Annotated in this window: 10 protein-coding genes; 6 read left to right on the forward strand and 4 right to left on the reverse strand. The window is 72.3% G+C overall.

The annotated features are described in order from the left end of the window. Positions 1–9 precede the first annotated feature (9 nt). The gene (glgP, locus tag IE248_RS01430; RefSeq protein WP_008738347.1) at positions 10–2,655 is read right to left on the reverse strand and encodes an alpha-glucan family phosphorylase; all 2,646 of its coding nucleotides are present in this window, start codon (positions 2,653–2,655) and stop codon (positions 10–12) included. Between the two features lie 635 nt (positions 2,656–3,290). On the opposite strand from glgP, the gene IE248_RS01435 reads away from it, so the two are divergent. The 4 genes from IE248_RS01435 (at position 3,291) to glgB (ending at position 11,056) form a co-directional block, all read left to right on the forward strand. After that, the gene (locus tag IE248_RS01435) at positions 3,291–5,285 is read left to right on the forward strand and encodes an alpha-1,4-glucan--maltose-1-phosphate maltosyltransferase (RefSeq protein WP_190029808.1); all 1,995 of its coding nucleotides are present in this window, start codon (positions 3,291–3,293) and stop codon (positions 5,283–5,285) included. After that, positions 5,282–6,976 (forward strand): maltose alpha-D-glucosyltransferase, encoded by a 1,695-nt coding sequence (gene treS / locus IE248_RS01440; protein ID WP_008738339.1) that lies wholly within the window; start codon positions 5,282–5,284, stop codon positions 6,974–6,976. The genes IE248_RS01435 and treS overlap by 4 nt, the downstream gene beginning before the upstream one ends. Positions 6,977–7,193: 217 nt before the next feature. Beyond that, positions 7,194–8,702 carry a maltokinase N-terminal cap-like domain-containing protein gene (locus tag IE248_RS01445; protein WP_190029809.1) on the forward strand — a complete coding sequence of 503 codons (1,509 nt, stop codon included), beginning with the start codon at positions 7,194–7,196 and terminating at the stop codon, positions 8,700–8,702. Beyond that, the gene (gene glgB, locus IE248_RS01450; protein WP_190029810.1) at positions 8,699–11,056 is read left to right on the forward strand and encodes a 1,4-alpha-glucan branching enzyme; all 2,358 of its coding nucleotides are present in this window, start codon (positions 8,699–8,701) and stop codon (positions 11,054–11,056) included. The genes IE248_RS01445 and glgB overlap by 4 nt, the downstream gene beginning before the upstream one ends. On the opposite strand, the gene IE248_RS01455 is transcribed toward glgB, so the two are convergent. Then, positions 11,043–11,411 (reverse strand): thioredoxin family protein, encoded by a 369-nt coding sequence (locus tag IE248_RS01455; protein ID WP_073798318.1) that lies wholly within the window; start codon positions 11,409–11,411, stop codon positions 11,043–11,045. The genes glgB and IE248_RS01455 overlap by 14 nt on opposite strands. Before the next feature lie 16 nt (positions 11,412–11,427). Next, on the reverse strand, positions 11,428–11,832 hold the full coding sequence (locus IE248_RS01460; RefSeq protein ID WP_008738328.1) for a MerR family transcriptional regulator: 405 nt from the start codon (positions 11,830–11,832) through the stop codon (positions 11,428–11,430). Between the two features lie 321 nt (positions 11,833–12,153). Between IE248_RS01460 and IE248_RS01465 the strand changes: the two genes are divergently transcribed. Next, positions 12,154–12,843 carry a helix-turn-helix domain-containing protein gene (locus tag IE248_RS01465; protein WP_073798317.1) on the forward strand — a complete coding sequence of 230 codons (690 nt, stop codon included), beginning with the start codon at positions 12,154–12,156 and terminating at the stop codon, positions 12,841–12,843. A 68-nt stretch (positions 12,844–12,911) separates the two neighbouring features. Here the strand turns inward: IE248_RS01465 and IE248_RS01470 are convergent, their stop codons facing one another. Then, positions 12,912–13,937: an ATP-dependent 6-phosphofructokinase gene (locus IE248_RS01470; protein ID WP_008738325.1), complete on the reverse strand. Its 1,026-nt coding sequence runs from the start codon at positions 13,935–13,937 to the stop codon at positions 12,912–12,914. A gap of 267 nt (positions 13,938–14,204) precedes the next feature. Between IE248_RS01470 and pta the strand changes: the two genes are divergently transcribed. After that, positions 14,205–16,289, forward strand: coding sequence for a phosphate acetyltransferase (gene pta, locus IE248_RS01475; RefSeq protein WP_073798316.1), 2,085 nt, complete (start codon positions 14,205–14,207; stop codon positions 16,287–16,289). Positions 16,290–16,347: the final 58 nt, after the last annotated feature.

Here is a 16,347-nt window from a genome sequence, read left to right on the forward strand (position 1 = left end):
GCCACCGGGTCAGCGCAGGACGACGCCCGTGCCGGGCCCCGCGGTGTCCGTTTCCGACGGGCCCGCGAGGAGGCCCAGTTCGGCCGGGGTCGCGAGCAGCGGGTGCGAGGGCAGGATCCGCACGGTGTAGCCGAACGGACCCGTCCGGTCCAGCGCGAGCGGGCCTTCGTACACCCAGCGTCCTTCGAGGTCGGGGCCGACGGACGGTTTGAGCGGGAAGGCCCGTCCGTCACGGATGACGTCCTGGGCGTCCACCCGCCCCGCGACGGCCTGTACCTCGACGTCCTCCGGGGTCAGCGCGTCCAGCGAGACCTGGACCCGGAGCGTGAGGGTGGCCCCGAGTTCGGCGGTGCCGTTCACGGGGGCGGCGGCCAGGGCCTCCACGTGTTCGACGCCGACGCGCGGCCAGGCCGCCCGGACCCGGCCCTTCCACCAGGCGAGGTCCCGCGCGGCGTCCGGGGTGAGCGCCCGGTGCGCGAGCGCGGCCGGGGCGTAGAGCCGCTCCACGTACTCCCGTACCATCCGCCCCGCGAGCACCTTCGGCCCCAGGGAGACGAGGGTGCGCCGGACCATCTCGATCCACCGCACGGGCAGTCCGGTGCGGCCGACCCGGTCGTAGAAGCGGGGGGCGACCCGGCCCTCGATCAGCTCGTAGAGGGCGTTCGCCTCCAGGTCGTCGCGGCGCTCCTCGTCGGTGCCGACGCCGTCGGCGGTGGGGATGGCCCAGCCGAAGTCGGGCTCGAACCACTCGTCCCACCAGCCGTCCAGCACCGACAGGTTGAGGCAGCCGTTGAGGGCTGCCTTCATCCCGCTGGTGCCGCACGCCTCCAGCGGGCGGAGCGGGTTGTTCAGCCAGACGTCGCAGCCCGGGTAGAGCTTCTGCGCCATCGCCATGCCGTAGTCGGGGAGGAACACGATCCGGTGACGCACCCGGGGGTCGTCCGCGAACCGCACCAGCTCCTGGACCAGCCGCTTCCCGCCGTCGTCGGCCGGGTGCGCCTTGCCCGCGACCACGATCTGCACCGGCCGCTCCGGGTCCAGCAGCAGCCTGCGCAGCCGCTCGGGATCGCGCAGCATCAGCGTCAGCCGCTTGTACGAGGGCACGCGCCGGGCGAACCCGATGGTGAGGACGTCCGGGTCGAGCACGGAGTCCACCCAGCCGAGTTCGGCCTCGGCGGCCCCGCGCTGGAGCCAGGAGGCGCGCAGCCGGTCGCGGACCTCCTGCACCAGCTGCTCGCGCAGGACGCGGCGCAGGTCCCAGACGTCCTGGTCGGGGATGTCGGCGACGGCGTCCCAGCGCCGGGAGCCGCCGACGGACAGCGCGTCCTCGGTGCGGCCCGGGCCGATCTGGCGGATGCCGAGCCGGACCACCTCGGGGGCGACCCAGGTCGGGGCGTGCACCCCGTTGGTGACGGAGGTGATGGGGACGTCACCGGGGTCGAAGCCCGGCCAGAGCCCGGCGAACATGCCCCGGCTGACGGCCCCGTGCAGGGTGGACACCCCGTTGGCGCGCTGGGCGAGGCGCAGCCCCATGACGGCCATGTTGAACACGCCGGGGTCGCCGCCGGGGTAGGACTCGGCGCCGAGTTCCAGGATCCGGTCGACGGGGACGCCGGGGAGTTCGCCGCCCTCGCCGAAGTGGCGGGCGACCAGGGACCGCTCGAAGCGGTCGATGCCGGCGGGGACGGGGGTGTGGGTGGTGAACACGGTGCCGGCGCGGACGGCCTCGACGGCGGCGTCGAAGCCGAGGCCCTGCTCGCCTTCCAGTTCCCTTATGCGTTCGAGGCCGAGGAAGCCGGCGTGCCCCTCGTTCGTGTGGAACACCTCGGGCGCGGGATGGCCGGTCAGGTCGCAGTACGTGCGCACCGCGCGGACGCCGCCGATGCCGAGCAGCATCTCCTGGAGGAGGCGGTGGTCGCTGCCGCCGCCGTAGAGCCGGTCGGTCACCTCGCGGGCGGGGGCGTCGTTGTCCTCGACGTCGGAGTCGAGGAGCAGCAGCGGGACCCGCCCGACGCGGGCCTGCCAGATGTGCGCGTGCAACGCGCGGCCGCCGGGGAGGCTCAGGGACACCCGGGCCGGGGCGCCGTCGGCGTCCCGCAGGAGGGAGACGGGGAGCTCGTTCGGGTCGAGGACGGGGTAGTGCTCCTGCTGCCAGCCGTCGCGGGAGAGCGACTGCCGGAAGTATCCGTGCCGGTACAGCAGCCCGACGCCGATGAGCGGGACGCCGAGGTCGCTGGCGGCCTTGAGGTGGTCCCCGGCGAGGATGCCGAGGCCGCCGGAGTACTGGGGAAGGGCGGCGGTGATGCCGAATTCCGGGGAGAAGTAGGCGATGGCGGCGGGGAGTTCCGCGCCGCTCTCGTGGCTCTGGTACCACCTGCCGCCGCCCACGTAGTCATCGAGGTCTGCGGTGACGACGGCGAGCCGGCGCAGGAACCGCCGGTCTCCGGCCAGCTCCGCGAGCCGGGCGGCGGAGACGGCGCCGAGCAGCCGGACGGGATCGCCGCCGGCGGCCTGCCAGCCGTCGGGATCGACGGATTGAAAGAGTTCGCGGGTTTCCGCGTGCCAAGACCAGCGCAGGTTGCGCGCGAGGTCGGCGAGCGGCGTCAGAGGTTCCGGGAGGACGGGGCGCACGGTGAATCGACGGATAGCCTTCACGTGTTCCACCTTCGCAGGGGATGACGGATCGGAGCGGCCGCACCACGCTGTGCACCCGCGCATCAACCCCCGGAAGGCTATCCCCGCCCCCGCACCCGAGCCATCCCGCGTCCCCGGCGGCGGCTGCGCGCCGGCGCGGCCGGGCCCGTCGCGAGGGGTGTCGCGCGCCGTCGGATCAGCGGTCGATCGGATCGCACGGCCACCGGCGTCAACCTGGACGGGGGCCGGTAACTCCCGCGTCCGACGTACGGGAAAAGGCTGGCCCGAGGGGGTGATGGGACGGGTGGGGCGGGGGGTGTGGCGGTGCACATCGAGTAGTCCCGGCCGACTTGACGGAGCCTCGGTGGATGTCGAGCGGGGCCTTGGTATTGCCCGTGCCACTACGTACGAGTAGTTAACCAACCGCCCGGCATGGGCGGCACGAGAGTGGGAAGGGCTCCCCGGGTACACGCACGGCACCACCGCACCCAACCTCTCCCGCCACCCGAGTGAACGCGGACAGGAGCGGCCATGCCCGCAGCCCAGCCGTCGACGGAGCGGCTAGAAACAGAGCGAACAGAGCGTGCACTACCAGCCCCTCTTCCGGCTGGCCTGTTGTCACCGAGCCCTGCGAACTGCCCCCAGGTGATCCCATCATGATCGGTCGCATTCCCGTGCTGGACGTCCGCCCCGCCGTCGACTGCGGCGTCAGACCCGCCAAGGCGGTCGTCGACGAGGTCTTCGAGATCTCCGCCACCGTGTTCCGCGAGGGACACGACGCCGTAGCCGCGCATGTCGTGCTCCGAGACCCCAGCGGGCGGCTCCGGCCCCCCGTGCCGATGTACGAACTGGCCCCCGGCACCGACCGGTGGGGGGCCCGGGTGTCCGCCGAGGTCGAGGGGAGGTGGACTTACACGGTCGAGGCGTGGAGCGACCCCGTGGCCACCTGGCGGGCCCACGCGGCGATCAAGATCCCGGCCGGGATCGACACCGGCCTCACCCTCATGGAGGGCGCCGAGCTCTACGCCCGGGCCGCCGCGAAGATTCCCCGGAAGGACGGGCGCCAGCACGTGCTGGCCGCCGCCGAGGCCCTGCGCGACGAGGACCGGGAGGTCTCCGTACGGTACGAGGCCGCCCTCGCGGCCCCGGTCGACGCGGCGCTCGCCCGCAAGCCGTACCGGGAGCTGGTCACCGCCTCCAAGGCGCTGCCGCTGCTCGTCGAGCGCAAGCGGGCCCTCTTCGGTTCCTGGTACGAGATGTTCCCCCGCTCCGAGGGGGCCGTCGTCGAGCCGGGCCGCGAGCCGGTGAGCGGAACCCTGCGGACCGCCGCCGAGCGGCTGCCGGCCATCGCCGCGATGGGGTTCGACGTGGTGTACCTGCCGCCGGTGCACCCCATCGGCAGCACCTACCGCAAGGGCCCCAACAACACGCTCTCCGCAGGGAGTTGGGACCCGGGCGTACCGTGGGCCATCGGCTCCACCGAGGGCGGGCACGAAGCCGTCCACCCGGAGCTCGGCACCATCGAGGACTTCGACGCGTTCGTCGCCCGGGCCCGCGAGCTCGGGATGGAGATCGCCCTCGACTTCGCCCTCCAGTGCTCCCCGGACCACCCCTGGGTGGAGAAGCACCCGGAGTGGTTCCGCCACCGCGCCGACGGGACGATCGCGTACGCCGAGAACCCGCCGAAGAAGTACCAGGACATCTTCCCGGTGCACTTCGACACCGACATGCCCGGCATCGTCGAGGAGACCGTCGGGATCCTGCGCCACTGGATGGACCACGGCGTCCGCATCTTCCGGGTCGACAATCCGCACACCAAGCCGGTCGTGTTCTGGCAGAAGGTGATCGCGGACATCAACAAGTCCGACCCCGACGTGATCTTCCTGGCCGAGGCCTTCACCCGCCCCGCCATGATGCGCGCGCTCGCCGCCGTCGGCTTCCAGCAGTCCTACACGTACTTCACCTGGCGCAACACCAAGGCCGAGCTGACCGAGTACGTGACCGAGCTCGCCGGCACCCGGTCGGCCTCCGTGATGCGGCCGAACTTCTTCGTCAACACGCCCGACATCCTGCACGAGTACCTCCAGCACGGCGGCCGCCCGGCCTTCGAGGTACGGGCCGTGCTCGCCGCCACCCTGTCCCCCACCTGGGGCGTCTACTCCGGCTACGAGCTCTGCGAGAACGAGCCGGTCAAGGAGGGCAGCGAGGAGTACCTGAACTCCGAGAAGTACGAGTTCCGGCCGCGCGACTGGGCCGCCGCCGAGCGCGAGGGCCGCACCATCGCCCCGCTCATCACCACCCTGAACCGGCTGCGCCGCCGCAACCCGGCGCTCCAGCAGCTGCGCGACATCCACTTCCACTCGACCGACAACGACCAGGTGATCGCCTATTCGAAGCACGCGGGAGCCAATTCCGTACTGGTGGTCGTCAACCTCGATCCGCACCACACCCAGGAGGCGACGGTCTCGTTGGACATGCCGGTACTCGGCCTCGACTGGCACGGGTCCCTCGCGGTGCGCGACGAGCTCACCGGCGAGACCTACCACTGGGGCAGGGCCAACTACGTGCGCCTAGAGCCGGGCCGCACGCCCGCGCACGTACTGGCGGCCCTGCGACCGTCCCCGCCCACCGGAGGGTCACCCACCACATGATGATCAACGATCCCGTTCACGACACGTTCGAGGACACCCCCGCCAAAGACCGCGATCCCGACTGGTTCAAGCGGGCGGTCTTCTACGAGGTACTCGTCCGGTCCTTCCACGACAGCAACGGCGACGGCGTCGGTGACCTCAAGGGGCTCACCGCCAAGCTGGACTACCTCCAGTGGCTCGGCGTCGACTGCCTCTGGCTGCCGCCGTTCTTCGCCTCACCCCTGCGCGACGGGGGCTACGACGTCTCCGACTACACCTCGGTGCTCCCGGAGTTCGGCGACCTCGCCGACTTCGTGGAGTTCGTCGACGCCGCCCACCACCGCGGCATGCGGGTCATCATCGACTTCGTCATGAACCACACGAGCGACCAGCACGAGTGGTTCCAGCAGTCGCGCAAGGACCCGGACGGCCCGTACGGCGACTACTACATGTGGGCCGACAACGACAAGCAGTACCAGGACGCCCGCATCATCTTCGTCGACACCGAGACCTCCAACTGGACGTACGACCCGCTGCGCAAGCAGTACTACTGGCACCGCTTCTTCTCGCACCAGCCGGACCTGAACTTCGAGAACCCGGCCGTGCAGGAGGAGATCATCTCCGCGCTGCGCTTCTGGCTCGACCTCGGCATCGACGGCTTCCGCCTCGACGCCGTGCCCTACCTGTACGCCGAGGAGGGCACCAACTGCGAGAACCTGCCGCGCACGCACTCCCTCCTCAAGCGGGTGCGGGCCGAGATCGACGCGCACTACCCGGACACCGTGCTGCTCGCCGAGGCCAACCAGTGGCCCGAGGACGTCGTCGACTACTTCGGCGACTTCGCGAAGGGCGGGGACGAATGCCACATGGCCTTCCACTTCCCCGTCATGCCGCGCATCTTCATGGCCGTGCGCCGCGAGTCCCGCTACCCCGTCTCGGAGATCCTGGCCAAGACCCCGGCGATCCCGGACCGCTGCCAGTGGGGCATCTTCCTGCGCAACCACGACGAGCTCACCCTCGAAATGGTCACGGACGAAGAGCGCGACTACATGTACGCCGAGTACGCCAAGGACCCGCGGATGCGGGCCAACATCGGCATCCGGCGCCGGCTCGCCCCGCTGCTGGACAACGACCGCAACCAGATGGAGCTGTTCACCGCCCTGCTGCTGTCGCTGCCCGGCTCGCCGGTGCTCTACTACGGCGACGAGATCGGCATGGGCGACAACATCTGGCTCGGCGACCGCGACGGCGTGCGCACGCCCATGCAGTGGACCCCGGACCGCAACGCCGGTTTCTCCTCCTGCGATCCGGGCAGGCTGAACCTGCCGGTCATCATGGACCCGGTCTACGGGTACCAGGTCACCAACGTCGAGGCGGCCATGGCGTCGCCCTCGTCACTGCTGCACTGGACGCGCCGGCTGATCGAGGTCCGCAAGGCGAACCCCGCCTTCGGACTGGGCTCGTACACCGAACTGCCGTCGTCGAACCCGGCGGTGCTCGCGTTCCTGCGCGAGTACGGGGACGACCTGGTGCTGTGCGTGCACAACTTCTCGCGTTTCGCGCAGCCCACCGAGCTGGATCTGCGGTCGTTCAACGGACGGGTCCCGGTGGAGCTCACGGGCGACGTGCGCTTCCCGCCGATCGGCGAGTGGCCGTACCTGCTCACGCTCGCGGGTCACGGCTTCTACTGGTTCCGTCTGCGCGGCGAGTAACAGAGTCAGCGGCAACAGCGAGCAACAGGGCACCTCCGTACGGCTGCACCACTTTTCGACCGCAGTACGGCAGTACGGGGCGGGCGCTCGAATGGGTCAATCGCCCGCCCCTGTACGGATCATCCTGACCCGACACTCTCCCATCACCGGACAGCAACCCTCGCCATCCGGGACACTCTGCGCATTCTGTGACGGCCCGGGGAAAGGACTCGACGCCATGTCGGAGGCTGCATCCGCCCGGAGCCGCCAGGTCAGCCTGGGCGCGGTCCCGCTCGGACCGCTGGAGCCCATGCTGCGTGCCTGGCTGCCGAGGCAGCGCTGGTTCGCCGGCAAGGGGCGCGCGATCACCCGGCTCCGGCTGGTCTCGGCGGTGGAACTACTGCCGCCCGAGGCCTCGCCGGGGCTGCTGCACCTGCTCGTCGGGGTCGACGCCGACGGCAGTTCGGACTGCTACCAGCTGCTGCTGGGGGTACGCCCGAACCTGCCTCCGGCGCTCGCGCCCGCGCTGATCGGGTACGCCGAACAGGGCCCGTACGCCGGGCAGGCCGTGTACGAGGGCCTCGGCGATCCGCGGCTCGCGGCGCTGCTGCTGGAACGGTTGCGCTCCCCCGGGTCCCTCGGCCCGCTCCGCTTCGACCGGGATCCGGCGGCGCTGATCCCTGCTTCGCCCACGCCCCGGCCGTTGTCCGGGGAACAGACCAACTCCTCCCTGATCTACGGGGATTCGTACATCCTGAAGGTGTTCCGCCGGGTCGGCCCCGGGGTCAACCCGGACCTGGAACTGCCCAGGGCCCTGGCCGCCGCCGGCTGCACCCGGGTGCCCGCGCCGGTCGCCTGGTACGAGGCCGCGCTGCCCGGCGCCGAACCGCTGACGCTCGGGGTGCTCCAGCCGTACCTGCGGGGCTCCGACGACGGCTGGCAGCTGGCGCTGCGCCGGCTCGGCGCCGGGGCCGACTTCACCGCCGAGGCGCACGCGCTGGGCCGGGCCACCGCCGAGGTGCACAGCGCGCTGGCCGGGGCCCTGCCCACGCTGGCGCTCGACCCCGAGCAGACGGCCCGGCTGGCCGCCGGGATGACGGCGCGCCTGGCGGCCACGGCCCGCGAGGTACCGGGGCTGCGGCCCTACGAGGCGGGGCTGCGCGGGGCGTTCGATGCGCTGGCCGCCTCCCGCGGGGCCGGGGTGGCGGCCCAGCGGATCCACGGGGACCTGCACCTGGGCCAGACGCTGCGCACCGCCGACGGCAGCTGGGCGCTGATCGATTTCGAGGGCGAGCCGGCCCGGCCGCTGGCGGACCGGCGCCGCCCGGAACCGGCGGTGCGGGACATCGCCGGGATACTGCGCTCGTTCGACTACGCCGCGCGCTCGCACCGGCCCTTCGCCCCCGCCTGGGCGGACGACTGCCGGGCCGCGTTCTGCGAGGGCTACGCCCGCACGACCGGGCGGGATCCGCGCGAGGACCCCGTACTGCTGCGCGCGTACGAGACCGACAAGGCGGTGTACGAGGCCCGGTACGAATCGCGGCACCGTCCCGACTGGCTGCACGTCCCGATGGCGGCGATCCGCCGGCTGTCCGAACCCCAGCGGCCCGCGACGCACCGGGTCCCGCCGACCCCGGCCGTCCCGCCGGCGCCGGGCTCCCTCTCCCCGCACCCCAGCCATCCCCACCCCCATCCCCACCCCCATCAGCACCCCCATCCGAAGCCCCCGAGGAGGCCGCTCCCGTGAGCGCCGCACGTCAGCCGTCACCGCCCGCCCGCGCCGAAGCCGCGGCCGCGACCGCTCCCGTACCGGCTCCGGCCGCAGCCACAGACCCCGCTGCGGCCGCTCCCGCCCCGGCTCCGGTTCAGGAGTCCGCGGGCCCGGCCCGGGCGCCCCGGGCCCGCCTGACCGCCGCGCCGCGCGGGGTCCGCCCGGCGCCGGCGCTCGACGGGGAGGAGCGGGCCCGGCTGCTGGAGGGCAGCCATCACGATCCGCACGCGGTGCTGGGCGCCCGCACCCAGCGGGGCGGCGTGGCCTTCCGGGTGCTGCGCCCGTACGCCAAGGCGGTCACCGTCGTGGCCAAGGGGCTGCGGGCGGAGCTGTTCGACGACGGGGACGGGCTGTTCTCCGGGCTGCTGCCGCTGACCGGGGCGCCCGAGTACCGGCTGCTGGTGGCGTACGGCGACGACGAGATCGAGATCCACGACCCGTACCGGTTCCTGCCGGCGCTCGGCGAGCTGGACCTGCACCTGATCGGGGAGGGCCGGCACGAGGAGCTGTGGACGGCGCTCGGCGCCCGGACCATGGAGATCGACGGCGTGGCCGGAACCCGGTTCACGGTGTGGGCGCCGAACGCCCGGGGGGTGCGGGTCACCGGGGACTTCTCGTACTGGGATTCGACCGCCTACCCGATGCGCTCGCTCGGCGCGAGCGGGGTGTGGGAGCTGTTCCTGCCCGGGGTCGGCGAGGGCGCCCTCTACAAGTACGACATCACCCGGCCGGACGGCAGCCACACCCTGCGGGCGGATCCGATGGCGCGGGCGGCGGAGGTCCCCCCGGCCACCGCGTCGGTGGTCACGGCGTCGCGGCACGTGTGGGGGGACGCCCGCTGGATGGCGACCCGCGGGGCGCTCCCGGCCCACCGGGCGCCGATGTCGGTGTACGAGGTGCACCTGGCGTCCTGGCGGCCGGGGCTCTCCTACCGGCAGCTGGCGGAGCAGCTCCCGGCGTACGTGAAGGAGCTCGGGTTCACGCACGTGGAGCTGATGCCGGTCGCCGAGCACCCCTTCGGCGGCTCGTGGGGCTACCAGGTGACGGGGTTCTACGCGCCGACCTCGCGGATGGGCGGCCCGGACGACTTCCGCTTCCTGGTGGACGCGCTGCACCAGGCCGGGATCGGGGTGATCGTCGACTGGGTGCCGGCGCACTTCCCCCGGGACGAGTGGGCGCTCGCGGAGTTCGACGGGCGGCCGCTGTACGAGCACCAGGACCCGCGCCGGGCCGCGCACCCGGACTGGGGGACGCTGGAGTTCGACTACGGCCGCAAGGAGGTCCGCAACTTCCTGGTGGCCAACGCGGTGTACTGGTGCGAGGAGTTCCACGTCGACGGGCTGCGGGTGGACGCGGTGGCCTCGATGCTCTACCTGGACTACTCGCGGTCCGAGGGCGAGTGGTCGCCGAACGAGCACGGCGGCCGGGAGAACCTGGACGCGGTGGCGCTGCTCCAGGAGATGAACGCGACGGTGTACCGGCGCTGCCCGGGCGTGGTGACGGTCGCGGAGGAGTCCACGGCCTGGGACGGGGTGACGCGGCCGACGGACGCGGGCGGTCTGGGCTTCGGGCTGAAGTGGAACATGGGCTGGATGCACGACACGCTGCGCTACGCGTCGAAGGACCCGGTGCACCGCAAGTACCACCACAACGACATGACCTTCGCGATGGTCTACGCGTTCAGCGAGAACTACGTCCTGCCGATCTCGCACGACGAGGTCGTCCACGGCAAGGGCTCGCTGGTGTCGAAGCTGCCCGGGGACTGGTGGCAGCAGCGGGCCATACACCGCGCGTACCTGGGCTTCATGTGGGCCCACCCGGGCAAGCAACTGCTGTTCATGGGGCAGGAGTTCGCGCAGGGTTCGGAGTGGTCGGAGGCGCACGGGCCGGACTGGTGGCTGCTGGACTCCTCGTACTCGGCGGCCGGTGACCACCGGGGGGTGCGGGAGCTGGTGGGCGACCTGAACCGGACGTACACGGCGACGCCCGCGCTGTGGGAGCGGGACAGCGTGCCGGAGGGCTTCGCGTGGGTGGAGGCGGACGCGGCGGAGGACAACGTGTTCGCGTTCCTGCGGTACGCGCAGGACGGCTCGCCGCTGCTGGCGGTGTCGAACTTCTCGCCGGTGGTGCGGCACGGGTACCGGATCGGGGTGCCCGGGCAGGTGCCGCACTGGCGGGAGGTCATCAACACGGACGACGAGCGGTACGGGGGCAGCGGGGTGCGCCACGCCGAACCGCTGCGCCCCGAGCCGGTACCGGCCCAGGGGCGCGCGGCGAGCCTGCGGATGACACTCCCGCCGATGGCGACGGTCTGGTTCAGGCCGGCGTAGCGGCGGCGGCCGGGGCCGCGTCGAGGTGCTCCTCCAGTTCCTGGAGGAGCCTGCGCTTGGCGCGCGCCCCGACCAGCTGCCGTACGGGCTCGCCGTCGCGGAAGACGAGCAGGGTCGGCATGGACAGCACCCCGTACCGCGTCACGGTGGCGGGGTTGCGGTCCGCGTCGATCTGGACGACCTTGAGGCGGCCGGCCTCCTCGGCGGCGATCGCGGAGAGCACGGGCGCGAGCTGGCGGCAGGGGCCGCACCAGTCGGCGGTGAACTCCACCAGCACGGGCCGGCCGCGCTCGCCGAGTACTTCGGCCCCGAAGTCCCCGTCGGTCACTTCCGCGACGCCCTGGGCGTGGATCATGTGATTCCCCTTTCGTTCATCCGGTCATTTCGCAGCGCGGCGCGGCCGGCTCCCCGGCGGCCTCCCGGGCGGCCGCCTCGGCGGCGGACAGCTGCCGGGCCACCTGCTCGCGCACGTCGGCCAGCTGGCCGATGAGCCCGTCGAGTTCGGCGAGCTTGCGCCGGTAGACGGCGAGCGAGGACGGGCAGGAGTCGCCGGCCGGGTGTCCGGCGCGCAGGCAGTCCACGAAGGGGCGGGTCTCCTCCAGCTCGAAGCCGAAGTCGCGGAGCATCCGGATCTGGCGGAGCATCCGGAGGTCGCCCTCGTCGTAGGTGCGGTGGCCCTGGCCGTCCCGGCGTGCGGGCAGCAGCCCGCGCGACTCGTAGTACCGCAGGGTCCGGGTGCTGGTTCCGGCCAGTTCCGCCAGTTCGCCGATGCGCATGGCCCCGACCGTACGGCTTGACGTGGACGTCAGGGCAAGACCGGGGCCCCCGCACCCCCAGTACGCGAGGGCCCCTGCCCCTGACACGCGGGTGGCCGGTGGCCGGTTCACGCAGTGTGACGGGGGTCACTCGGCGGATCCGGGGATGAGCCTGAAACGGATTGGCTCAATCCGTACCCTCGGGAGGGGATGTCCCGCGATCCGGCTACCGGACAGTCACGGGGAAACCCGACAAATCAGCGAAACCGCGTAGGACTTTCCTACGAGTTATGGGCTTGTTTGTTTGGTCCGTAGTCGTAGGAGCTTGGCCACTTCTACGGTGTGGGCGTGCACTCAAGCCCTCCTTTCAATGCCCCCGCCGCGCGGCGCCTGCGCGCGGCCCTGGGCATGGCTCCCGGTCATGTCGCCTATGGCCTGCGCGCCCAGTACGGACTGCTTGTCGCGCCCGAGACCGTGGAGGCGTGGGAGCGCGGCGAGATGTCGCCCACCTCCGCCGAGCTCACGGCCCTCGCCGGGGTGCTCTGGTGCTCGCCCGGGGAGCTGCTCGCCGAGCCGGTCACCCTGCGGGAGCACCGGCTCGCGCGGGGGATGACGGCCGAGGAGCTGTCGCGGCGGATCGGGCTGGACGAGAACTCGTACCAGAAGATGGAGGACACCGGCCGCTGGAAGGCCAATGAGCGGCAGTCGGCCGCGCTGACCTCGACGCTGGGGCTGACGCTGGCCCAGTTCGTGGCCGCGAGCGGCAAGAAGGAGGAGCTCGCCGAGCTCCTGCGCAGTGCGGTGACCACGCGCTGGCAGGCGTACCCGAAGCCGCTGTCGAAGCTGCTGCCCGTGCCGAAGGAGCATCTGGAGCGGGTGCTGGAGCAGCTCTACGGCGAGTACCAGTCCCGGATGGTCGCCACCCTCAGCTGGGGCGGCGGCGGGGGTTCGGCCGGGGCGGGCGACGCGGGGCGGGAGTACCTCGCGGAGATCGTGGACCGGTTCTGGGCCGTCGCGGGCGGCTCCCGGTAGGGCGGCGAGGGGGAACGGCGGCGCGACGGCCCGCGGGGGGCGCCCGCGCGGGGACGCCCCCGGGCGGGTCAGAAGACCGACTCGGCCTCGTAGATCCGGTCCTCGGGGACGGTCTTCAGCTCGGTGATCGCGTGGGCCAGCGGGGCCATCACGATGTCGGTGCCGCGCAGCGCGGTCATGTTGCCGTAGTCGCCCCGGTGGACGGCCTCGACGGCGTGCCAGCCGAAGCGGGTCGCGAGGACGCGGTCGTAGGCGGTCGGGGTGCCGCCGCGCTGGACGTGGCCGAGGATGACCGGGCGGGCCTCCTTGCCCAGGCGCCGCTCCAGCTCCACGGCGAGGCGGTTGCCGATGCCGGCGAAGCGCTCGTGGCCGAAGGCGTCGATCTCGCCCTTCTCGTACGGCATGGAGCCCCGCGCCGGGTGAGCGCCCTCGGCGACGCAGATGACGGCGAACTTCTTGCCGCGGGCGAACCGCTCTTCCACCATCTTCACCAGGGCGTCCACCTCGAAGGGGCGCTCCGGCAGGCAGATCCCGTGGGCGCCGCCGGCCATGCCCGACTCCAGGGCGATCCAGCCGGCGTGGCGGCCCATGACCTCGACGACCATCACGCGCTGGTGCGATTCGGCGGTGGTCTTGAGGCGGTCGATGGCCTCGGTCGCGACCATGACGGCGGTGTCGAAGCCGAAGGTGCGGTCGGTGGAGGAGATGTCGTTGTCGATGGTCTTCGGTACGCCGACGACCGGCATCCCGGCGTCCGACAGCATCCGGGCGGCGGTCAGGGTGCCCTCGCCGCCGATCGGGATGAGGGCGTCGAGGCCGTAGCGGGTGGCCAGTTCCGCCGCGTTCTCGGCGGCCTCGTGCAGCCGGGCCCGCTCCATGCGGGCGGAGCCGAGGATCGTGCCGCCGCGGGCGAGGATGCCGCTGACGGCGTTGATGTCGAGGGGGCGGACATGGCCGTCCAGGAGGCCCTTGAACCCGTCTTCGAAACCGATGACCTCGTCGCCGTGTCCGACCAGGGCACGGTGTACGACCGACCGGATGACAGCGTTCAGTCCCGGGCAGTCGCCGCCTGCGGTGAGAACTCCGATGCGCATCGTGCTGTGTCTCCTGCTCCTGGTCGTACCGGGCCGTTCACGCGGGGGCGGACGGCCGTACATATGAAGGGCGTATTGATGAAGCCTGTCCGATTGTTCCACGCAGCGGGGGCGGGGCGCGCTGCGCGGCACCCCGCCGCCGGGCCCCCGGACCCCTCGCGGAGACCTTTTTGCTGGCGGGCGCCCTAGCCCGCCGCCGGGGTATTGTCAAGAGGTCAGGCCCATCGCATCGGGAAAAATCGAGCCATAGACGGACGGAGAACACGCGTGACGCGCAGCGTGTACGTGACCGGTATCGAGCGGGGTGACGGCCGGCAGGTCGTCGAGCTGGGGATCATGGAGCTGCTGACCCGCCGGACGGGCCGGGTCGGTGTCTACCGTCCACTGCTGCACGACGCGCCGGACCGGCTCTTCGACCTGCTCAAGGCGCGCTACCGGATCGACCAGGACGCGGCGACCGCGTACGGCATGGACTACGAGGAGGCCTCGGCGATCGCTGCGGAGAAGGGTACCGACGAGCTGGTCTCCCGGCTCGTCGACCGCTTCCACCGGGTGGCCCGCGACTACGAGGTCATGCTGGTGCTCGGCACCGACTACGCCGACACCAACCTCCCCGACGAGCTGGCGTTCAACGCCCGCCTCGCCAACGAGCTGGGGGCCGTCGTCGTGCCCGTCGTGGGCGGTACGAAGCGGCCCGCGGAGTCGGTGCGCGCCGAGGCCCGCAACGCCTACCGGGCGTACGAGAGCCTGGGCTGCCACGTCGTCGCGATGATGGTCAACCGGGTGGCCGCCGAGGACCGCGACGCGATAGCCGAGCGGCTCGCCGCCCGCCTCCCGGTGCCCTGCTACGTCCTGCCGGAGGACAAGTCGCTGTCCGCGCCGACCGTCGCCGAGATCACCGCGGCGCTCGGCGGCGAGGTGCTCCTCGGCGACGACGCCGGGCTGGCCCGCGACGCGCTGGACTTCGTCTTCGGCGGCGCCATGCTGCCGAACTTCCTGGGCGCCCTGACCCCCGGCTGCCTGGTGGTGACCCCCGGCGACCGCTCCGATCTGGTGATCGGCGCGCTGGCCGCGCACACCTCCGGGACCCCGCCGATCGCGGGGGTGCTGCTGACCCTGAACGAGCGCCCGGGCGAGGACATCCTGACGCTGGCCTCGAAGCTGGCGCCGGGCACCCCGGTGGTCTCGGTGGCCGGCAACAGCTTCCCGACGGCCACCGAGCTCTTCTCGCTGCAGAGCCGGCTGAACTCCGCCACCCCGCGCAAGCTGGAGACGGCGCTCGGCCTGTTCGAGGGGCACGTGGACACCGCCGAGCTGCGCGACCTCTTGTCGGTGGCCCGCTCGGAGCGGGTCACGCCGATGATGTTCGAGCACGAGCTGCTGGAGCGGGCCCGCTCCGAGCGCCGCCGGGTCGTGCTGCCCGAGGGCACCGAGGAGCGGGTGCTGCGCGCCGCGGACGTGGTGCTGCGCCGGGGGGTCTGCGATCTGACCCTGCTCGGCGAGACCCAGGCGATCCTGAAGAAGGCCGCCGACCTCGGCATCGACATCTCGGGGGCCCAGCTGATCGACCCGGCGGCCTCGCCGCTGCGGGAACGGTTCGCCGAGTACTACGCGCAGGCCCGCGCCCACAAGGGCATGACCGTCGAGCTGGCGGGCGACGTGGTCACCGACGCCAACTACTTCGGCACCCTGATGGTGCAGGAGGGGCTGGCCGACGGCATGGTCTCCGGCTCGGTGCACTCCACCGCCGCCACCATCCGCCCGGCCTTCGAGATCATCAAGACCAAGCCCGAGGCCTCGATCGTCTCCTCGGTCTTCTTCATGTGCCTGGCCGACAAGGTCCTGGTCTACGGGGACTGCGCGGTCAACCCGGACCCGGACGCCGAGCAGCTCGCGGACATCGCCGTCCAGTCGGCGGCCACCGCGGCGGCCTTCGGGGTCGAGCCGCGGATCGCGATGCTCTCGTACTCGACCGGCACCTCGGGCAGCGGGGCCGACGTGGACAAGGTCCGCAAGGCGACCGAGATCGTCCGGGCCCGGCACCCCGATCTGCTGATCGAGGGGCCGATCCAGTACGACGCGGCCGTGGAGCCCTCGGTGGCCGCGACCAAGCTGCCCGGTTCCGAGGTGGCCGGCCGGGCGACCGTGCTGATCTTCCCCGACCTCAACACGGGCAACAACACGTACAAGGCCGTGCAGCGTTCGGCGGGCGCCGTCGCGGTCGGGCCGGTGCTCCAGGGCCTGCGCAAGCCGGTCAACGACCTCTCGCGCGGCGCGCTCGTCCAGGACATCGTCACGACCGTGGCGATCACCGCGATCCAGGCGCAGGGCGCGCCGGCCCCCACCGCCTGACCGACCGGCCCCGGCCCTCCCGGACCCTCCCCCGGCCACACCCCCGAGAAGGAAAGAC

Source organism: Streptomyces goshikiensis (genome assembly GCF_014650555.1).
GTDB lineage: Bacteria > Actinomycetota > Actinomycetes > Streptomycetales > Streptomycetaceae > Streptomyces > Streptomyces goshikiensis.